The following is a 19,631-nucleotide window of genomic DNA, read 5'->3' as shown; positions in this document are numbered from 1 at the left end:
TGCGAGCTGCTATGTCGCGGTAGGCATCTCCGGTGCGGTGCAGCACTGCAGGGCATCACAAGTGTCAGCGCGTGGTCGCGATCAACAGCGACCCGAGCTGCGACATGGTCAAGCGCGCCGATTTCGCCATCATCGGCGATGGCGACGCGGTGCTGGCGGCGGTCTGCGCCCAGCTGGGCCAACCTCATCCCGAGAGCGGCGACAGCCGGCACGAGGAGGTGCGCCATGACGCAGCCTGAGCGCAGTTCGAGCACTGCCGGTGAGGCCAGGGTCGTCGCGCTGGTTTCCAGCGGCCGGCATCCGGTCTCCGGACGCGCCGGGCGGGCGCGGGAGGATGCCCGCGCGGTGGAGATGGGGCTGACACTGGCGGGGGCCTCGCTGCATCTGGCCCACGCCGGTGACGCCGAGGAGCGGCGCTGCCGGAGTACCTGGGCATGTTCCACGGCCCTCGACGGTGCTGGCGGACCCGGTGAGCTGTCGCTGCTGCCGATGGCCGCCGGCGACGACGCCGTGCCGCTGCTGGCGAGCTGGCTCGAGGCCTATGGCGCCAATCTGGTGCTGACCGGGCAGCGCGCCGAGTGCGGTGAGGGCTCGGGTCTGCTGCCCTATCTGCTGGCGGAGCGGCTGGGCTGGGCGGTGGCCACCGGCGTTGCTGCGATCGAACACTATGCGGGCGATCGCGTCACCGTGCTGCAGGCGCTGCCCCAGGGGCAGCGCCGGCGGCTCGAGGTGCGCCTGCCGTGCCTGCTGTGCGTCGACGGCGTGGCACCGATGCCGCGCCAGAGCGCCTTCGGCCCCTCCCGTCGCGGGCGGGTGGAGGCGGTTTCGAATGTCACGGCTGAGCCCGATACGCTGCAGGCGGCGTGGCAGTGGCAGCCGGCGCGGGCACGCCCAAGCGTCTCAAGGTGGTCAAGTCGACCAACGCTCGTGACCGCTTCAAGGCCGCTGCGGCCAAGTCGGCGGCTTCCGGGGGGCAGGTGCTCACCGATCTCACGCCGGACGAGGCAGCGCAGAAGCTGATCGACTATCTGCGCGCCGAGAAGGTGTTGCCGGCGGTACAGCCCGGGGACGAGGGGCAGCCTTCCGCCTGAATCCGGCCAGCCGCGGCATGGCCAGCGGCGTCTGCCTCAGTAGTCGAGCAGCTTCGGCATTCTTGCCGAGAGCGGCTGGCCGCCGAGCACGATACGGCTCGGCGCCACCGGCTGGAAGGCACCGTCATGGAAGTAGGCGGCGTGGGTGCGGTCGAAGGTCACCAGCGGTTCAGGTCGGTACGCTTCGACTCCGGCAGCATCATCAGCGTCAGATTGTCGAGAATCAGATGGCTGCCGTCGTCCTGGCGGTAGCGCAGTACCGCATGATAGGTCGGGGTGAGGGTGTCGTCGGCGGCGAGGAAATCCAGCCGTGCAGACGGTGTCCCCGCCTGGATCAGGATCTGGTACTTGGCGATGGCGAAGTCCTCGCAGTCGCCGTAGCCGTCATTCACCAGGCGGTCGAAGCCCTTCCAGGTATCTACCTTCTCGAACTGCTGGCGGGCGGCGTTGTTGACCACGCGGTTGACGTAGATCAGCCGTTTTTCACCGTGCAGCTGCCGCGCCTTGGCTACGAACTCGGCACGCGTGAGGGTTACCGCCGAGGCGCTGGGGTCGTCCCAGTAGGTGAAGCTGCCGGCGCTGGCCGTCGGGGCGATCGCGCTGCCCAGCAGAAGCAGGAGCAGGGCGGGTAGTCGTCGGTGCAGCGGGGCCTTGGCGGCGGATGAGAGCATGCGGAGGTTTCCGTGGCGGACGTCGACTGTCCCGGGAGCGACAGTCAGACGATACGCGTCTCGACCCGTCGCGGTCGAGTGCAGTAAATAGAGATCAGTGCCGTAAACAGCGACTCATGCGGCGGTGGCGAGCCGCGAACCCGGGCCGAGGTCGGCAGGGCATGAGTCCGATCAGACCCGAGGAGGTGTTGCATGATGATCGTCAATCTCGTCGACGGCGAGGATTTCCGCCAGCGGCTGGTCGCGCTGGGCATTCACGTGCCCGAAGCCGCCTGTCCGGAGACCTGCGCTCGGCTGGCCGCGGGCTGCTACCGTGCCGGACGCGTGCCCGAACTGCCGGCGGCGATCCGCGAGCTGACCGAGCAGAGCGACATGCTCCTGCCGTCGGTGAAAACCGCTATCGATCAGCACCTGCTGCCCGCCTTCGACGGGCACTGAAGCGCAGTGCTCTTCCCTCCCTGCAGTGCCCGTGCCGGGCACTGCGGCCGCTCAAATCTTGCGTAAGCCCCACATAAAATACATCCCCCCGATCAGGGCCGCGATCAGCCCCGCCGGTAACTGGTAGGGGAAGAACAGATTACGCCCCAGCCAGTCCGCCAGCACCATCACCACGATGCCCAAAAGCCCCGCCCCGAGTAGCTGATGGCGGGCCCGATGCAGGCCCATCAATCGCGCCATGTGCGGGGCCAGCAGGCCGATGAACGAGAGCGGCCCCACCACCAGGGTGGCGGCCACGGTGAGCAGTGCCACCAGCGCTAGCAGCACCAGTCGGCTGCGATCTACATCCACGCCCAGTGCCCTGGCGGTAGGGGCGCCGAGCGGGAGTAGCGTCAGCCAGCGGCCCAGCGGCAAGGTGAGGGCGAACAGTGCCAGCGCCACCCCGACGATCACCCCCGCCGAGGTGAGGCTGGCGTAGTAGGTCGAACCGCCCAGCCACGCCAGCAGCTGCTGGGCCCGCGGGTCGTTGCTCGACAGCACAATGGCGCGCAGGGCGTCGAGCAGGGCGGTGATCGCGATCCCGGTGAGCAGCAGTCGCTCCGGCACGAAGCCGCTGCGCCGGTTGCATGCCACCAGCACCAGCAGCGCGGCCACCGCTCCGGCAAAGCCGGTGACCCCGCCGCTCAGCGGCGCGATCCCCAGCGGCAGTAGCATCAGCACGATGACCCCAATGGCGACTCCGGCGCTGATCCCCAGCACTTCCGGGCTCGCCATGGGGTTACCGGTCATGCGTTGCAGCAAGGTGCCGGCGGCGGCCAGCAGCAGTCCGGCGGCGGCGGCAGTGGCCACCCGTGGCAGGCGCCAATCGATCACCAGGTCGAGCTGGCCCCAGCCCACCCAGGCCGGATGGGCGCCGTGGGCATCGAGGCTGAAGCCGAAGCCCAGTGCCACCACCACGGCGATGACCGCGAGTGCGCTCAGCAGCCACAGCCGGCGGCGCGGGTCGGCGCGTCGTGGCAGGACCAGCCCGGCGCTCGGCTGGGGGCGCGTGCCGGCGAGCTTGAGGCGGGGCAGCAGCCATAGCAGCAGCGGCGCGCCGAGGGCCGCGGTCATCGCCCCGGTGGGCAGCATCGAGGCAGTCAGCGGCGAGAGCTGCTGCACTACCAGGTCGGTCAGTAGCAGCAGCAGGGCGCCGATCGCCATCGACCAGCCCAGCCGCTGGCCCAGGGTCCGCGCCCCGGCCAGGCGCGCGATGGCCGGCGCGGCGAGCCCCACGAACCCGATCAGGCCCACTGCGCTCACCACGCAGGCGGTGATGAAGATCCCCAGTCCGAGACCGGCGATACGCAGGTTGCGCAGTGAGATCCCCAGACTCTTGGCGCCTTCTTCTTCGAGATCGAGCAGCGCCAGCGGGCGCAGCAGCATACACGCCAGCCCCAGCGCGACGAGCAGGCGCACGAGCAAAAATCGGGTGTCCTCCCAGTTGTTCTGGGACAGCGACCCCGAGCCCCAGATGAACAGCCCGGCGAGACTCTCCTGGTGGAACAGCAGCAGCGCGCTGTTGAGAGCGCTGATATAGAGGCTCACCACCATACCGGAGAGCACCACCACCATCGGCGCTAGCCGCCGGCGCCAGGAGAGTGCCAGTACTACCAGGGTGGCCAGCACCCCGCCGCCCAGGGCGATCCACTCGCGGCCGGCCAGCAGCCAGCTCGGCCCCCACAGGGGGCGATCACCAGCGCCAACTGGGCGCCGCTGGTCACCCCCAGGGGGCCGGTGAGGCGAGCGGATTGCGCAGCACCTGCTGCATCAGGCAGCCGGCCAGCGCCAGCCCGGCCCCCCCCAAGAGCGCCACGCACAGGCGCGGCAGGAAGGTGTAGTGCAGCACCACCTGGCGGATATTCTCCTCGTCGGGGGCGAGCGCCGCCTGCCACCAGTGGCCGGCGAGATCGCCGAACTGCGATACCAGGGTGAGATAGCCGAGCACGGCGGCGAGCACGCCCATGGCTGCGACCAGCCCCAGCGGGGATTGGCGCAGCAGCGAGCGGCGCAGGGCCGAGCCTGGCAGGGGATGTGTGTTCATGGATGCTCCGCTGCCGCGGGCTGCAGCGCCGCCACCAGCTCACTGGTCAGGCGCGATAGCGAGGGCAGGCCGCCGAAGGTCCAGACCGGCTCGATCTCGCTGACGCGGCCGGCGCGCACCGCGGGCAACAGCTGCCAGACCCGGTTGTCGGCGAGTTCGGCGGCGACGTTGCGCGGGTAGGGCTTGATCACCACGATGCGCGCCTCGGGGTGCTCGGCCAGGCGGGTGATCGGCACGCTGGCGAAGCCCCAGCCGTTGGTCGGCCCTGCCAGGCGTTGATGAGCGGGGTGCGTTCGAACAGCGTGCCGACCATGTTGCCGGCGCCGAAGACGCGCACGTGCTGGGCATCGGCGAACTGCACCACGTAGACCGGCCGAGTGCTGTCGGCGAGGGCTTTCGCAGCCGTCGCGAGCTCGAGCTCGGTGCGTGCGATCAACGCCTCGGCCGCCGCCTCCCGGCCCACCAGCTCGCCAATACGGCGGGTCATGGCGCAGGTGCCAGCGAAGTAGTCCTTACCGGTATAGAAATTGTCCACGATCTCCACCGGCATCAGCCGTGCGAGACGCTGATCGTCGCGCACGAACAGCGCACTGGTCAGCAGCAGATCCGGCGGGCGCTGGGCCAGCAGTTCGAGATTGGGCTGGTTGCGCAGCCCCATGTCGATCGTCTCTGCCGGTATCGCCGGGGCGCTGACCCACTTGCGATAGTTGGCGATGTCCGCCACCGCGTAGGGGGCGACACCGAGGGCGATCAGCGTCTCGGCGGAGGACCAGTTGGCGGCGGCGATGCGCGGCGTGGCGGCGGCCTGGACGGATGCCGTCAGCAGCAGCCATACGCCCACCAGCAGCGCGATTCGGGTGACGACGGCTGGGCGTGAAGGACGAACTCGCGGCAACGTGACGGTTCCTGACAGCGGGGTTCGAGCGCGGGATGCCCGGCCTCGCGTGGCGGCATGGGCGGTTGAGGGGCCGCCTGTCGGGGGCGGCGACCGCGAGTGATGGTAGATCGAATGACAATCGTTATCAATCGCTACACGAGAGTTTGTTATGAGTACGTCTAAGAAGCATTCGCATTTTCATCCGTCACAAAGCGGTCTAGAATAGCCCGACGTGGCGCATACGTTCGATTCGGGCGCTCGACGAGCGGCCGTGCCTCGCGCCGAATCATCAAGACGATGCCTCAAAGCGGTTCCTCAGAACGATTCATCAGAACGATTCGTCAGAACGATTCATCAAAACAACGGGACTAGGGGACTAGACCATGTCATCAGGGAACTCTTCTTCGGCGAGCCGGCTTCAGGCTCGTCACGTGCTGACGATCGTTGCCATGGGGAGTGCACCCCTGGTGACACCGGCCTGGGCGCAGAGCGAGGCGGATGCGTCGTCGCTGGATACCGTGACCGTCACTGGCACGGTACCGACCTATGGCGATACGCCGCCGCCGGCTTTTGCCGGTGGCCAGATCGCCGCAGGTGGTCGTGTCGGCCTGCTGGGTGAGAAGGATGCGATGGACATCCCGTTCAGCGTCACCAGCTATACCAGCGAGCTGATCGAGAACCAGCAGTCGCAAACCCTGGGCGATACGCTGCAAAACGACGCCTCCGTGAGCGTCGGTCAGGGTATGGTATCATCTACGGGGAAGCCTTCAAGATTCGCGGCTTCGATCTGAACGGGGATGACGTGGCCTACGGCGGCCTCTATGGCGTGCTCCCGCGCCAGCTCATCAACAGCGATATTGCCGAGCGTATCGAAGTCTTCAAAGGGGCCAGCGCCTTCACCTCGGGTATTCCCATCGGGGGCAACGGGGGGATCGGTGGCACCGTGAATATCGAGCCCAAGCATGCCGGTAACGAGCCGATGCTAAAGCTCTCCAGCGGCTATCGTTCCGACAGCTACGGCGAGGTGGGTGTCGATGCGAGCCGACGTTTCGGTGACCAGAAGCAGTGGGGCGCGCGGGTCAGCGCCATGCGTGGCCGCGGCGATACTGCCATCGATGACGAGAACCAGCGCGACACCTCGGTCGTCGTCGGCCTCGACTACCGTGGCGAACGGGGACGCGTTCTGTTCGATGTCGGCCATCAGAAATCGACCCTGGAGGGCGCTCGCTCCAGCCTCTACACCGGGGCGGCGACGGAAGTGCCTTCGGTGCCGGATGCCTCCTCGAACTACACACCCGCCTTCGGCGGCTCCGCGCTCGAGACCAATTTCGGCATGGTGCGCGGCGAGTACGACCTGAACAACGACTGGACCGCCTTTGCTGCGGTCGGCGGGAACCGCAAATCGCACCATCGAATATCGTCTCGGCGAACCCGAGATTGACCGATGACAACGGCAACGCCAGCGTCAACGATTTCGAGACCGGCAATCACATCGATAACTTCGCCAGTCAGGCGGGGGTCCGTGGTTATGTCCTTACTGGGCCGGTGAGCCACGACGTGACGCTCGCTTACTCCAGCGCTTACCGCAAGTTCGATTCCGACTGGAGCTTCCTGGCGGCGGGTACGACCAATATCTACGATCCGCAGGATCTGTCGCGGCCGCAGGGCGACCCTTCTGTGGGTGGCAGTGTGACACGCACCCGCTCTCAAGGTGTCACCCTGAGCGATACGCTGGGCTTCCTGAATGATCGCGTCTTGCTGACCCTGGGGGCGCGCTATCAAGAGCTGGAAGTCGACGAGCGTCCCAACGCGGGTGGTAACAACCGTTATGCCGACCGCCGTGTCACGCCTGCAGTGGGTGTCGTCTTCAAGGCGACGTCCAACGTGTCGCTCTATGCCAACTATGTCGAGGCGTTGCAGGATGGCGGCACCGTCACCGATAACACGGCCTCGAACTATGGCGAATACCTGGGCATTGCCCACGCCAAGCAGTATGAAGTGGGCAGCAAGTTCGATTATGGCGACATTGGCGGCGGCATCAGCCTGTTTCAGATCGAACTACCGACGGCAGCGGTCGTCGATGGTGTCGGCAGTCTAGATAACGAGCAGCGCAACCGTGGTGTCGAGCTCAGCCTTTACGGTGAACCCCTCGAGGGTCTGCGTCTGTTCAGCAGCGCGACCTGGATCGATGCCGAACTGACCAAGACCCAGGATGGCACGAGGGTAACCATGCGACCGGGGTGCCCGAGTACCGTGTCGTGCTGGGCAGCGAGTGGGATGTCCCGCATGTCGACCGCCCTCACCGCGACCGGTCGTGTCATTCATACCGGGACACAGTATGCCGATGCCAGCAACGATCTCGAGCTGGACCCGTGGACGCGACTGGACCTGGGTGTGCGCTACACCACGCCGATCGGTGGTGCTGACTGGGTATGGCGTGCCGGTATCGACAACGTCACCGATGAAGATTACTGGGCTGGCGCGTCCACGGCCTTTGCCGGTTATCTGATCCAGGGCGAGCCGCGGACGTTGAAGTTGTCGGCAACCGTGGAGTTCTAGTCCTCGGATAGCATGACCATCAATGAAAAGGCGCCTCCCGAGGGAGGCGCCTTTTTCATGGAGCTGGCATCATGGGTCTGGCGCGATGGATAGGTCGTCAGTAAGCCGCGCTGAGCACCATGGCGTTACTGCGAAGCCACCTGCAGCGGGGTCGAGGCGGGTACGCCGAGATTTTCGCGCATGGTTTCGCTGTACCAGTTGACGAAGTCGATGACGCCGAACTCGTAGGTCTGCGAGTAGGGGCCGGGCTGATAGGCCAGCGAATTGATGCCGAGCTGGTTCTCTTCCGCCAGACGGCGATCCTGCTCGTTGGTGGCATCCCACACCTGGCGCAGGCGCGCCGGGTCGTAGTCGACGCCTTCCACGGCATCCTTGTGCACCAGCCACTTGGTGGTGACCAGGGTCTCCTGCGGGCCCAGCGGCAGGACGCGGAAGACCACCGCGTGATCGCCCATGAAGTGGTTCCACGAGTTGGGCAGGTGCAGGATACGCAGCGAGCCCATGTCGGCATTGGGGATGTTACCCATCAGCTTGTTGCAGCCGGGCTTGCCATCCAGGGTCATCGAGACGATACCGTCGAGCAGCGGCGTGCGCGTCAGGCGGTTGCGCTTGCCGAAGCGCGCCAGCTGCCAGGGCACCTCGCAGGCGGTCCAGTCGGCCTGCTTGCGCGCGACCAGATCCCGATATTCGCCGGTGGAGCGCGGGTCGTCGGTGTCGTCGAACTCGATCAGCGAGTTGAGCAGCTCCGGGTGCGAACCGCTGCAGTGGTAGCACTCGCGATTGTTCTCGATCACCAGCTTCCAGTTGCAGCGCTCGACGATGTTGGACTCCACCGCGACCTTGACGTTGTCCATGTCGTAGGGCGAGAGGTAGTGCTCGAGCGAGACCAGGAAGTCGTCGATCGGCTCGGGATTCTCGCTCAGGTTGATGAACACGAAACCGCCGGCGCTCTTCACCGCCACCGGCTTGAGGCCGAAGGCGCTCATGTCGAAGTCGTCGCCCATGTCGCTGCCGGCGAACAGCAGGCGACCATCGAGTTCGTAAGTCCACTGATGGTAGGGGCAGACCAGCTTGGCCACCTTGCCCTTGTCCTTGAGACACAGGCGCGAGCCGCGATGACGACAGACGTTGTGGAAGGCGTGAATCTTGTTTTCGGCGCCGCGCAGAATGATGATCGAGTTGCTGCCCACTTCGAGCTTGAAGTAGTTGCCCTTGGCGGGAATTTCGCAGCTCATGCCGGCGAACAGCCACTGCTTCTCGAAGATCTCCTCCATATCGACCTGGAACAGGCGCGGGTCGTTGTAGAAGGGTTGGGGCAGCGAATAGGTCGGGTTACGCTGTTCCAGCATATCCGCCACGGCCTTGCGGGTCGCGCTGAGAGAGTCATCCAGGCTGTCGCGTGGAAGTGGTGACATGGTCGCATCCTCATCAAACAATATATTGTGGGTCTTTCCCGAGCCCATCGGCGGGATCGACCTGGGTGTGGCGGCGCGTGGCTAGGCTGTAGCGATTCGATCCGTTCGGCGGAGTGTCGCTCAGGCGATAGCTTGGAAGTTGTCCAGCCGCGACATTCGTCGATACCAGGGCGACCGGTGGCGTTTTCCCCGGGGCACGATACGGCGGCCCAATCGACGAAAGAGTGCCGGGGTTGGGGGTGGCTGGCATGCCCGTGTCGTTGACGGGAAAGTCGTACCCGGCCGGCGTGCTCAGAATCCGGCCATGAGGTAACCCACCGGAAGTGGGCGCTGTGGCCGCTTCCCCTGATCGAGTGCCATGACGATGCAATTTTTCAATCCGGTCACAACTCAGACTTGGACCAACGGCCGCCACCAGGTGCGCTGCGTCAAAGTCATCCAGGAAACGTGGAACGTCAAGACTTTCTGCTTCATGGCCGATCAGCCGGTAATGTTCTTCTTCAAGCCGGGGCAGTTCGTCACCCTGGAGCTTGAAATCGCGGGCAAGCAGGTCATGCGTTCCTACACCATTTCGAGTTCGCCCTCGATCCCCTACAGCTTCTCGATCACGGTCAAGCGACTGCCGGGTGGCCAGGTCTCCAACTGGCTGCACGACAACCTCAGTGCCGGTGACGAGATGGTCGTGCACGGCCCGGTGGGCGACTTCAACGTCATCGACCACCCGGCGGAAAAGGTATTGATGCTCTCCGGCGGGGTCGGCATCACCCCACTGATGTCGATGACCCGCTGGTTCTTCGATACCAATGCTGCGGTGGATCTGGAGTTCGTGCACTGCTCGCAGGCGCCCAACGACATCATCTATCACCGCGAGCTGGTGCACATGTTCTCGCGGCTGCCGGAGTTCCGCCTGCATATCGTGTGCGAGCGTAGCGACGAGCTGAGCCAGGCCTGGGCCGGATTCCGCGGCTACCTGTCGCGTCAGATGCTGAGCCTGATGGCGCCGGACTATCTCGAACGCGAGATCTTCTGCTGTGGCCCGGCACCGTTCATGCAGGCGGTGCGTCAGGTGCTGTTGGAAGACGGCTTCGACATGGCCCACTACCACCAGGAGTCGTTCGGGGCCACGCCGCTGGGTGTCCAGGAGGATGTCATCGAGCTGGCCGAGCAGGCCGAGGCGGAGGCCGAAGAGGTCGATGTCGCCGATCTGACGCCGGTGGAGTTCGCCAGCAGCGGCAAGAGCATCCGTATCGGCGAGAGCGAAACCATCCACGCCGCCGCCGCCAAGCTGGGGCTGCACATCCCCAAGGCGTGCGGCATGGGGATCTGCGGCACCTGCCGGGTGATGAAGCTCGAAGGCGAGGTGGAGATGGAGCACAACGGCGGGATCACCGAGGAGGACGAAGCCGAGGGTTACATTCTCTCCTGCTGCTCCAAGCCCAAGGGCAAGGTGGTGATCGACTACTGATCGCCGATCCCGCCCCGGCCTGCAGGTCGGGGCGAGTCGCTTGTTGCCAGGTGATCGCTGCTAGGCGATCGCTGCTCGCGCAGCACCCACCTCCGGTCTCGCCATGCCCTGGGGCCGGTTTCGGACGCCGGCCCCCCGGGTGCGTCTCATGCCACGCTTGGGCTGTGTCCGAAAAGTCGGCGGGCGAAGGCCGTTGTCGTGCAGTGCCTAAGACCTTAGACATCGCCACTGTCGTCGTTGCGTCACCCGGTGGCGCAACCAGACATCTCCCCCGGGGCGGGGGCTCTTACGCTGACCCACGTCTGTTGTTCCGGATCCGCCCCGCCAGACGGTCGGACGCGACGGCAGCCAGAGACCAGCCACAGGAGTTCACGTCATGTCTTCACCCGCCAATCGCGGCGTCGTCTATCGCGGCCCCGGTAAAGTCGCCGTCGAGAACATCGCGTTCCCGGAACTCGCACTGGGCAGCCGTCAGTGCCAGCACGGTGTCATCCTCAAGGTTCTGACCACCAATATCTGCGGCAGCGATCAGCACATGGTTCGCGGCCGTACCACCGCGCCGGAAGGCCTGGTGCTGGGCCACGAGATCACCGGTGAGGTGGTCGAGTGCGGACGCGATGTCGAGTTCATCAAGGTCGGCGATGTCGTCTCGGTGCCCTTCAACGTCGCCTGCGGCCGCTGCCGCAACTGCAAGCGTGGCGACACCCATATCTGTCTCAACGTCAACGGCGACCGTGCCGGCGGCGCCTACGGTTATGTCGACATGGGCGGCTGGGTCGGCGGGCAGGCCGAGTATGTGATGGTGCCCTACGCCGACTTCCAGCTGCTGGTGTTCCCGGACAAGGAGCAGGCGCTGGAGAAGATCCTCGATCTGACCATGCTCTCCGACATCTTCCCCACCGGCTTCCACGGTTGTGTCACTGCCGGCGTCAAGCCCGGCTCGACCGTCTATATCGCCGGTGCGGGTCCGGTGGGCCTGGCGGCGGCGGTTTCGGCGCAACTGCTGGGCGCGGCCTGCGTGATCGTCGGCGACATGAACGATCAGCGTCTCGAGCAGGCGCGCAGCTTCGGCTGTGAAGGGCTCGACCTTAAGCAGGACGCCAGCATGTCCGATCTGATCGAATCGGTGCTCGGCGTGCCGGAGGTGGACTGCGCGGTCGACGCGGTGGGCTTCGAAGCCAACTGCCACGGCCACAATCACGCCCACGAGCAGCCGGCGACGGTGCTCAACGCAACCATGGAGATCACCCAGGCCGGCGGTGCCGTGGGTATTCCGGGGCTCTACGTGACCGAAGACCCGGGCGCCGAGAGCGAGGATGCCAAGCACGGCAACATCTCGATGAAGTTCGGGCTGGGCTGGGCCAAGGCGATGTCGTTCCACACCGGCCAGACCCCGGCGATGCGCTATCAGCGTCAGCTGATGCAGGCGATCCTTCACGAGCGCGTGCATATCGGCAAGGCGGTCAACGTTCAGACCATCTCGCTCGACGACGCGCCCAAGGGCTACGCCGCCTTTGATGGCGGGGCAGCCAAGAAGTTCGTGATCGACCCCCACGGGACCCTCGGCTGATCCCGAAGCCTGACTGACGCCGCCCGAGGTCAGGGCGAGTGTGACGTGCCGGAAGCGCCTGCGGGCGCTTCCGGCCGTTTTGCGTTTGGTTTTGGCCGCGCCGGGCGGCAGAATCGAGGGCCACCGCCACCCGTCGCAGAGAGCCGAGCATGACCGTATCCGACCCTGATCTTCCGCGCTGTGCCTGGGCGCAGACACACCCGCTGAATGCCGCCTACCACGATGCCGAGTGGGGCGTGCCCGAATATGACAGCCGGGCGCTGTGGGAGAAGCTGATCCTCGACGGCTTCCAGGCCGGGCTTTCCTGGCTCACCATCCTCAAGAAGCGCGACGCCTTCCGCGAGGCGTTCGAGGGCTTCGACCCCGGGCGTATCGCCGGTTATGACGAGACCGACGTCGAGCGCCTGCTCGGCAACGCCGGCATCGTGCGCTCGCGATCCAAGATCGAGGCGACCATCGGTAACGCCCGCGCCTATCTCGCCATGCGCGACAGCGGCGAGGATTTCGCCGACTTCCTGTGGGGCATGGTCGGTGGGCGGCCGATTCAGGACTCTATCGGCAGCGACGGTTCGGTTCCCACCCAGACGCCGCTCTCTGTCGATATCTCCAAGGCGCTCAAGAAGCGCGGCTTCAAGTTCGTCGGGCCGGTGATCGTCTACGCCTGGATGCAGGCCGTCGGCATGGTCAACGACCACGCCGAGGGTTGCCATCGCCGCAAGCCCGTGGCGGCCATGGGCTGAAACGCTATCCGGATTGTTCTTGCCGGTCGGATCGCCGCCTTGCCAGGCATGGCGGCGGCGTTTCTGCTGCTCTCACCCTCGGATACCGCTATCCCCGTACGCCTCTCGTCGCATGCCGCTGTCGCAAATCGTCAGGCCATGTCGCAAACGCACTCTAGCGTGACGTGGCAGAGCATCATGCTCCCCCGGGCGGGCGATACCATCGCGGAAAATCACCGCACGCCGACCGCGTGTCGCCACGGCGACGAGCGACGTAGAGAGGGTCCCCATGCAACGTTATTCCGGTTTCAGCCTGGTCAAACACGCGCTCAGCCACCACGAGAACTGGCAGCGCCATTGGCGCAACCCCACGCCCAAGAAGCGCTACGACGTGATCATCGTCGGCGGTGGCGGCCACGGTCTGGCGACGGCCTACTACCTCGCCAAGGAGTTCGGCGTCACCAATGTGGCGGTGATCGAGAAGGGCTGGCTGGGCGGCGGCAATACCGCGCGCAACACCACCATCGTGCGTTCCAACTATCTGTGGGACGAGGCGGCACAGCTCTATAACCACTCCCTCGATCTGTGGAAGGGGCTATCGCAGGATCTCAACTACAACGTGATGTTCTCTCAGCGCGGCGTGCTCAACCTGGCGCATACCCTGCAGGACATGCGTGACGTGCAGCGCCGGGTCAATGCCAACCGCCTCAACGGCATCGACAGCGAGGTGGTGACCCCCGAGCAGATCAAGGAGATCGAGCCGGCGCTGGATATCTCCAAGAGCGCGCGTTACCCGATCATGGGCGCCTCGTGGCAGAAGAGTGCCGGGGTCGCGCGTCACGACGCGGTGGCCTGGGGCTTCGCCCGCGGCGCCGATGCGCTGGGTGTCGACCTGTTGCAGAACACTGAGGTGACCGGCTTCAAGATCCGTGACGGCCAGGTCTACGGCGTGCATACCAACCGCGGCGATATCGAAGCGCATACGGTGGGCTGCGTGGCCGCAGGCAACTCGGGTGTGCTGGCCAAGATGGCCGGGCTCAAGCTGCCGCTGGAGTCGCATCCGTTGCAGGCGCTGGTCTCCGAGCCCGCTCAAGCCGATTCTCAACACCGTCACCATGTCCAACCACGTGCACGGCTACGTCAGCCAGTCCGACAAGGGCGACCTGGTGATCGGCGCAGGGATCGACGGCTACCTCGGTTACGGCCAGCGCGGCAGCTTCCCCACCATCGAGCACACCCTGCAGGCGATCGTCGAGATGTTCCCGATGTTCTCGCGGGTGCGCATGAACCGGCAGTGGGGCGGCATCGTCGATACCTGCCCCGACGCCTGCCCGATTCTGTCCAAGACCCAGGTCAAGGGACTCTATTTCAACTGCGGCTGGGGCACCGGTGGCTTCAAGGCCACCCCCGGCTCCGGACACGTTTTTGCAGCCAGTCTGGCTAAAGGGGAAATGCACCCCATCGCGGCGCCGTTCTCCATCGACCGGTTCAATACCGGCGCCTTGATCGATGAACACGGCGCCGCCGGCGTGGCGCACTGAGGAGAGCACACCATGTTTCATATCTTCTGTCCCTACTGCCAGGAGTACCGCGAGGAAGAGGAGTTCCATCCCAGCGGTCAGGCACACCTTGTCCGGCCGGCCGATCCCGCCAGCGTGAGCGACGAGGAGTGGGGCGACTACCTGTTCTTCCGTGACAACCCGCGCGGTATTCACCACGAGATGTGGGTGCACCGCCTGGGCTGTCGCAAGTTCTTCAATATCACTCGCGACACCGCGACCTACGAGATTCTCGAGACCTATCGCATGGGCGAGCAGCCGAGCATCACCGCCGCCAACGCCGAGGTGCGCCGCGAGCAGGGCGTGCAGACCGCCGACGGCGGCTGGCAGACCGTGGGCGCACAGCCCGAGAACAGCCGGCTCAACGAGGAGACGCCGTCATGACCCAGTCCAACCGTCTCAATCAGGGCGGGCGCATCGACCGCTCGCGGCGGCTGTCGTTCATCTTCAACGGCCAGCAATATACCGGCTTCGCCGGGGATACCCTGGCCTCGGCGCTGGCCAACGGCGTGGATATCGTCAACCGCAGCTTCAAGTATTCGCGGCCGGCGGGATCACCGCCGCCGGGCCGGAAGAGCCCAATGCCATCGTCCAGCTCGGCGCCAGCGAAGCCGCTCAGGTTCCCAACGTGCGTGCCACCCAGCAGGCGCTGTATGACGGCCTGGTGGCACGCGGTACCAACGGCTGGCCGAACGTGCAGCGCGATGTCATGAGCTGGGTCGGCAAGCTGGGTGGCAGCTTCATGCCGCCGGGTTTCTACTACAAGACGTTCATGGCCCCGGCCTCGATGTGGATGACCTACGAGAAGTTCATCCGCAAGGGGGCCGGCCTTGGCCGTGCGCCCACCGAAGCCGACCCGGATATCTACGACCATTTCAATCAGCACTGCGACGTGCTGGTGATCGGTGCCGGCCCCGCCGGGCTTGCCGCCGCGCTCTCGCTGCGCGTGCCGGTGCGCGGGTGATCCTGTGCGACGAGCAGGAAGAGATGGGCGGTTCGCTGCTCGACAGCCGTGAATCGATCGACGGCGCCCCGGCCAGCGCCTGGGCCGAACAGGTTTTCTCCGAACTCGCCGGTCTGGCCAACGTCACGCTGCTGCCGCGTACCACCGCCAACGGCTATCACGACCACAACTTCGTCACCCTGCACGAGCGGCGCACCGAGCACCTCGCCGATACCGCCGCGGGCGCCGGTCGCGAAGGTGAAGTGCGTGCACGGCTGCACCGGGTGCGTGCCGGCGCGTGGTACTGGCCAGCGGCAGCCACGAGCGCCCGCTGGTCTACGCCAACAACGATGTGCCCGGCAACCTGGTGGCGGGGGCGATCTCTGTCTATATCCGCCGCTATGGGGTGGTGCCGGGGCAGCGCCTGGTGCTCTCCACCAACAACGATCACGCCTACCGCACGGCGCTGGACTGGCAGGAGGCTGGCCGTGAGGTGGTCGCGGTGGTCGACTCGCGCGCCAAGCCGGACGGCGATCTGGTCAAGCAGGCCCGCGACGCCGGTATCCGGGTCATCACCGGCAGCGCCGTGATGGAGGCCACCGGCAGCCAGCGCGTCAGCGGGGCCAAGGTGGTAGCGATCGACACCGAGCGCTTCGTGGTGACCGGCAAGGTCGAGACACTCGAGTGCGATACCATCGCCAGCTCCGGCGGCTACAGCCCGGTGGTCCACCTGGCCTCGCACACCGGCAAGCGCCCGCAGTGGCGCGACGACCTGCTCGGCTTCGTGCCCGGCGAGGTCAAGGGCATGCATTTTGCCGGCGGCGTTCATGGCGTCTATGCCCTTGGCGAGACGCTCACCGACGGCGCCGATGTCGGTGCTGAAGCAGCGCGTGCGGCGGGCTTCGAGGAGGCCGCGGCGATCGCGGTACCCGAGGTCGCGGTGCGCCAGGAGTCGCCGACCAGCGCGCTCTATCAGATCCCCCACGAGAAGCCGCCGCTGCGCGCGCCCAAGCAGTTCGTCGATCTGCAGAACGATGTCACCGCAGCCGCCGTGGAGTTGGCGACCCGCGAGGGCTTCGAGTCGATCGAGCACGTCAAGCGCTACACCGCGCTGGGCTTCGGCACCGACCAGGGCAAGCTGGGTAACATCAACGGTATGGCGATCGCCGCGCGCTGCCTCAATCGCTCGATTCCCGAGGTGGGGACCACGGTCTTCCGTCCCAACTACACCCCGGTCAGCTTCGGTGCCATCGTCGGCCGCCACTGCCGCGATCTGTTCGATCCCGAGCGCTATACCGCGCTGCACCAGTGGCACGTGGAGAACGGCGCCGAGTTCGAGGATGTCGGCCAGTGGAAGCGCCCCTGGTACTTCCCGCGCCGGGTCAACGGCAAGCGGGAGACGATGCACGAGGCAGTGGCGCGCGAGTGCCTCGCGGTGCGCCGCGGTGTGGGTATCCTCGACGCCTCGACCCTGGGCAAGATCGACATCCAGGGGCCGGATGCGCGTGAGTTCCTGGGCCGGGTCTACACCAACAAGTGGGCCAAGCTGGCACCGGGGCGCGTACGCTACGGGCTGATGTGCAAAGACGACGGCATGCTGATGGACGACGGGACTACCAGCTGCTTGGCCGAAAATCACTTCCTGATGACCACCACCACTGGCGGCGCCGCCGGCGTGCTGGAGTGGCTGGAGCTGTGGCATCAGACCGAATGGCCGGAACTGCAGGTCTACTTCAACTCGGTCACCGACCACTGGGCGACCATGACCGTGACCGGTCCGGACGCGCGCAAGCTGATGTCGGAAGTGACCGATATCGACCTCGACCGTGAGCAGTTCAAGTTCATGGACTGGAAGGAGGGCAAGGTCGCCGGCGTCCCCGCACGGGTGTTCCGTATCTCCTTCACCGGCGAGTTGGCGTTCGAGATCAACGTCCAGGCCAACTACGCCATGCACGTGTGGAAGGCGCTCTTCGCCCATGGCGAGAAGTACGACCTCACGCCCTACGGCACCGAGACCATGCACGTGCTGCGTGCCGAGAAGGGGCTGATCATCGCCGGTCAGGACACCGACGGCTCGGTGACCCCGGAGGATCTGGGCATGCACTGGGCGGTGGGTTACGACAAACCGTTCTCGTGGATCGGCCAGCGCGCGCTGACGCGTCCGGACACCGCCCGCGAGGATCGCAAGCAGCTGGTGGGGCTCAAGCCCAAGGACCCCAAGGTGGTCCTCGAGGAGGGGGCGCAGATCGTGCTCGACCCCGAGCAGAAGATTCCCATGACCATGATGGGCCACGTCACCTCGAGCTATTACAGCCCGGTACTGGAGAGCGGCTTCGCGCTGGCGGTGCTCAAGGGCGGACGCAACCGGATGGGCGAGACCGTCTATCTGCCGATGTCCGATGGCAGTGTCCACCAGGCCGAAGTCGTGAGTACCGTCTTCATCGATCCCAAGGGAGAGCGCCAGAATGTCTGAAGCCCGTTCTGAAGATAATGGCGGCAACGCCGCCACTTTCGATACGCATCCGGGCGCTGACGCCGGCGTCACCCCCGAGTCGCCGCTGCAGTGGAGCCGGGTACAGGGGCGCGTCACCGAGGAAGGTGGTGCCGCCGAGCAGATCCGAGTGGTCGAACGGCCGTTCCTCGGTCATCTGGTGCTGCGCGGCGGTGCCATCACCCTCGACGAGGCGGTGCGTGCCGAGCTCGGCGTGAGCCTGCCGGGCAAGCCGCTGGGGCTGGTGCTCGACGCCGAGGGCAGCCGTTCGGTGCAGTGGGTCTCGCCGGACGAGTGGCTGGTGATCGTGCCCGCCGGCGAGGAGTTCGAGCTGGAGAATCGGCTGCGCGCGCGGCTGGGGGATGCCCACTTCGCCATCGTCAACGTTGGCGGCGGCCAGACCCTGCTGGAGCTCTCCGGCGAGAAGGCGCGCGAGCTGCTGATGAAGTCGGTCACCTACGACGTCCACGAGCATGGGCTGACGGTGGGCAAGGCGGTAGGCACCGTCTTCGCCAAGACCAGCGTGGTGCTGCGGCGTCCCAGCGAAGAGCGCTTCGAGCTGGTGGTGCGGCGCAGCTTCGCCGACTACTGCGTGCGCTGGCTGCGGGATGCCGGGCGCGAGTACGGGCTGCGCGTGGAATCCGCGTCGCCCTGACCATCGAGCGCCCCCGTCGTGGCGGGGGCCTGGCCCTGTCGAGACGCCTTATCTGATCAGCGTCTGGCATCTCGGCAGCGCGCAGCGGGAGCCAACATGCACTCTGAAAACAATAGCTGGATTCTGTCCGCCCAGTGCCCCAGTCGGTTGGGCACGGTGGACGTGGTGACCCGCTTCCTCAAGGAGCAGGGCTGCTATATCACCGAGCTGCACTCCTTCGACGACTACCGTGGCGGGCAGTTCTTCATCCGCGCGGCTTTTCTGCCGGAGCAGGCCGACTTCCATGGCGACGACTTCCGCGAGCTGTTCACGGCGCGGGCATCGGCGTTCGACATGCACTTCGAGCTGACCCCGCCGGACTATCGCCTGCCGGTGGTGATCATGGTCTCCAAGACCGACCACTGCCTCAACGATCTGCTCTATCGCTATCGCACCGGGCAGCTGGCGATCGATGTGCGTGCCATCGTCTCCAACCATCCGGATCTGGAGCCGTTGGCGGCGTGGCATGGGCTGCCCTATCACCATCTGCCGATCACCCCGGAGACCAAGGCGGAGCAGGAGGCCGAGGTGCGCCGGGTGGTCGAGGAGAGCGGGGCGGAGCTGGTGATCCTGGCGCGCTACATGCAGGTGCTGTCGCCCGAGCTGTGCCACCACTTCGCCGGCCACGCGATCAATATCCACCACTCACTGCTGCCCGGCTTCAAGGGTGCCAAACCCTACCACCAGGCCTACGAGAAGGGCGTGAAGCTGGTCGGCGCCACTGCCCACTACATCAACGACGATCTCGATGAAGGGCCGATCATCGCCCAGGGCGTCGAGGCGGTCGACCATGCCCACTACCCGGAAGATCTGGTGGCACGTGGACGCGACATCGAGTGCCTGACCCTGGCGCGGGCGGTGCGCTACCACCTGCAGAAGCGCGTCTTCCTGCATGCCGGGCGCACGGTGGTGCTCTCCGGCTGAGCGCGCCTCGGCGCATCCCGCCGGCGCCTGTCGAAAAGCTGAAAAAGCCCGTGTTTCCACGGGCTTTTTTCCTTGCTCTGCCATTGGCGGCGGGCCACAATGCGCGGGCACGGAAGGGGAGTATCCCACCGC

19 protein-coding genes and 2 pseudogenes are annotated in these 19,631 nt (G+C 66.0%); 14 read left to right on the top strand and 7 right to left on the bottom strand.

The features are described 5' to 3' along the window. Nucleotides 1-71: 71 nt before the first annotated feature. Both CN538_RS21575 and CN538_RS01065 read left to right on the top strand, forming a co-directional pair. Nucleotides 72-239, top strand: a complete 168-nt coding sequence (locus CN538_RS21575) for a hypothetical protein (protein WP_242495847.1) — start codon at nucleotides 72-74, stop codon at nucleotides 237-239. After that, the gene (locus CN538_RS01065; protein WP_340638209.1) at nucleotides 226-1,020 is read left to right on the top strand and encodes an adenine nucleotide alpha hydrolase family protein; all 795 of its coding nucleotides are present in this window, start codon (nucleotides 226-228) and stop codon (nucleotides 1,018-1,020) included. Before CN538_RS21575 ends, CN538_RS01065 begins: the two co-directional genes overlap by 14 nt. A 107-nt stretch (nucleotides 1,021-1,127) precedes the next feature. Here CN538_RS01065 and CN538_RS23900 read toward each other — a convergent pair whose 3' ends face one another. Together CN538_RS23900 and CN538_RS01060 are read right to left on the bottom strand one after the other, a co-directional pair. After that, the gene (locus tag CN538_RS23900) at nucleotides 1,128-1,253 is read right to left on the bottom strand and encodes a hypothetical protein (protein WP_277985072.1); all 126 of its coding nucleotides are present in this window, start codon (nucleotides 1,251-1,253) and stop codon (nucleotides 1,128-1,130) included. Further along, on the bottom strand, nucleotides 1,250-1,762 hold the full coding sequence (locus CN538_RS01060; RefSeq protein WP_106418267.1) for a transglutaminase-like cysteine peptidase: 513 nt from the start codon (nucleotides 1,760-1,762) through the stop codon (nucleotides 1,250-1,252). The genes CN538_RS23900 and CN538_RS01060 overlap by 4 nt, the downstream gene beginning before the upstream one ends. 192 nt (nucleotides 1,763-1,954) lie before the next feature. On the opposite strand from CN538_RS01060, the gene CN538_RS01055 reads away from it, so the two are divergent. Further along, nucleotides 1,955-2,200 (top strand): hypothetical protein, encoded by a 246-nt coding sequence (locus tag CN538_RS01055; RefSeq protein ID WP_035474742.1) that lies wholly within the window; start codon nucleotides 1,955-1,957, stop codon nucleotides 2,198-2,200. A 51-nt stretch (nucleotides 2,201-2,251) separates the two neighbouring features. Here the strand turns inward: CN538_RS01055 and fhuB are convergent, their stop codons facing one another. The 4 genes from fhuB to CN538_RS01040 all read right to left on the bottom strand — a co-directional run bounded on the left by fhuB (nucleotide 2,252) and on the right by CN538_RS01040 (nucleotide 5,178). Beyond that, on the bottom strand, nucleotides 2,252-3,868 hold the full coding sequence (fhuB, locus tag CN538_RS01050) for a Fe(3+)-hydroxamate ABC transporter permease FhuB (protein WP_277985071.1): 1,617 nt from the start codon (nucleotides 3,866-3,868) through the stop codon (nucleotides 2,252-2,254). A 91-nt stretch (nucleotides 3,869-3,959) separates the two neighbouring features. Beyond that, nucleotides 3,960-4,283 (bottom strand): iron chelate uptake ABC transporter family permease subunit, encoded by a 324-nt coding sequence (locus CN538_RS23895; protein WP_277985070.1) that lies wholly within the window; start codon nucleotides 4,281-4,283, stop codon nucleotides 3,960-3,962. After that, a complete protein-coding gene (locus CN538_RS01045; protein ID WP_106418266.1) occupies nucleotides 4,280-4,519 on the bottom strand; it encodes a TroA family protein in 240 nt (79 codons plus the stop codon). Before CN538_RS01045 ends, CN538_RS23895 begins: the two co-directional genes overlap by 4 nt. Further along, a complete protein-coding gene (locus tag CN538_RS01040) occupies nucleotides 4,471-5,178 on the bottom strand; it encodes an ABC transporter substrate-binding protein (protein WP_164999465.1) in 708 nt (235 codons plus the stop codon). Before CN538_RS01040 ends, CN538_RS01045 begins: the two co-directional genes overlap by 49 nt. Nucleotides 5,179-5,591: 413 nt before the next feature. Here CN538_RS01040 and CN538_RS01035 point away from each other — a divergent pair, with 413 nt between their 5' ends. Genes CN538_RS01035 through CN538_RS01030 form a run of 3 tightly spaced genes read left to right on the top strand, consistent with a single transcriptional unit; the run spans nucleotide 5,592 to nucleotide 7,719 of the window. After that, the gene (locus CN538_RS01035; protein ID WP_207233577.1) at nucleotides 5,592-5,951 is read left to right on the top strand and encodes a Plug domain-containing protein; all 360 of its coding nucleotides are present in this window, start codon (nucleotides 5,592-5,594) and stop codon (nucleotides 5,949-5,951) included. A gap of 11 nt (nucleotides 5,952-5,962) precedes the next feature. Continuing rightward, complete coding sequence (locus CN538_RS20115) at nucleotides 5,963-6,601, top strand: TonB-dependent receptor (protein ID WP_164999464.1); 639 nt, start codon at nucleotides 5,963-5,965, stop codon at nucleotides 6,599-6,601. Next, the gene (locus tag CN538_RS01030; protein WP_164999463.1) at nucleotides 6,598-7,719 is read left to right on the top strand and encodes a TonB-dependent receptor; all 1,122 of its coding nucleotides are present in this window, start codon (nucleotides 6,598-6,600) and stop codon (nucleotides 7,717-7,719) included. Before CN538_RS20115 ends, CN538_RS01030 begins: the two co-directional genes overlap by 4 nt. Before the next feature lie 125 nt (nucleotides 7,720-7,844). On the opposite strand, the gene CN538_RS01025 is transcribed toward CN538_RS01030, so the two are convergent. After that, the gene (locus CN538_RS01025) at nucleotides 7,845-9,134 is read right to left on the bottom strand and encodes an aromatic ring-hydroxylating oxygenase subunit alpha (RefSeq protein WP_106418262.1); all 1,290 of its coding nucleotides are present in this window, start codon (nucleotides 9,132-9,134) and stop codon (nucleotides 7,845-7,847) included. Between the two features lie 358 nt (nucleotides 9,135-9,492). Here CN538_RS01025 and CN538_RS01020 point away from each other — a divergent pair, with 358 nt between their 5' ends. The 8 genes and pseudogenes from CN538_RS01020 to purU all read left to right on the top strand — a co-directional run bounded on the left by CN538_RS01020 (nucleotide 9,493) and on the right by purU (nucleotide 19,499). Continuing rightward, on the top strand, nucleotides 9,493-10,599 hold the full coding sequence (locus CN538_RS01020) for an FAD-binding oxidoreductase (protein WP_035471889.1): 1,107 nt from the start codon (nucleotides 9,493-9,495) through the stop codon (nucleotides 10,597-10,599). Nucleotides 10,600-10,975: 376 nt separating this feature from the next. After that, nucleotides 10,976-12,169: a formaldehyde dehydrogenase, glutathione-independent gene (gene fdhA, locus CN538_RS01015; protein WP_035471891.1), complete on the top strand. Its 1,194-nt coding sequence runs from the start codon at nucleotides 10,976-10,978 to the stop codon at nucleotides 12,167-12,169. Between the two features lie 149 nt (nucleotides 12,170-12,318). Continuing rightward, the gene (locus CN538_RS01010; protein ID WP_106418261.1) at nucleotides 12,319-12,909 is read left to right on the top strand and encodes a DNA-3-methyladenine glycosylase I; all 591 of its coding nucleotides are present in this window, start codon (nucleotides 12,319-12,321) and stop codon (nucleotides 12,907-12,909) included. A gap of 268 nt (nucleotides 12,910-13,177) precedes the next feature. Continuing rightward, a pseudogene (locus tag CN538_RS01005) lies at nucleotides 13,178-14,261 on the top strand (sarcosine oxidase subunit beta family protein); the annotation flags it as partial. Nucleotides 14,262-14,441: 180 nt separating this feature from the next. Next, nucleotides 14,442-14,831 (top strand): sarcosine oxidase subunit delta, encoded by a 390-nt coding sequence (locus CN538_RS01000; RefSeq protein WP_106418260.1) that lies wholly within the window; start codon nucleotides 14,442-14,444, stop codon nucleotides 14,829-14,831. After that, nucleotides 14,828-17,863: pseudogene (locus CN538_RS00995) on the top strand (sarcosine oxidase subunit alpha family protein). Before CN538_RS01000 ends, CN538_RS00995 begins: the two are co-directional and overlap by 4 nt. Then, entirely contained in the window at nucleotides 17,856-18,536 is a 681-nt protein-coding gene (locus CN538_RS00990) for a sarcosine oxidase subunit gamma (RefSeq protein WP_106418259.1), read from the top strand. Before CN538_RS00995 ends, CN538_RS00990 begins: the two are co-directional and overlap by 8 nt. A 96-nt stretch (nucleotides 18,537-18,632) precedes the next feature. Next, nucleotides 18,633-19,499 (top strand): formyltetrahydrofolate deformylase, encoded by an 867-nt coding sequence (gene purU, locus CN538_RS00985; RefSeq protein WP_106418258.1) that lies wholly within the window; start codon nucleotides 18,633-18,635, stop codon nucleotides 19,497-19,499. Nucleotides 19,500-19,631: the final 132 nt, after the last annotated feature.

It is taken from the genome of Salinicola tamaricis, from assembly GCF_003006155.1.
GTDB classification, from domain to species: Bacteria; Pseudomonadota; Gammaproteobacteria; order Pseudomonadales; family Halomonadaceae; genus Salinicola; species Salinicola tamaricis.
Note: the sequence above shows the minus strand (reverse complement) of the source record. Positions and strands in the feature narration are given on the sequence as shown.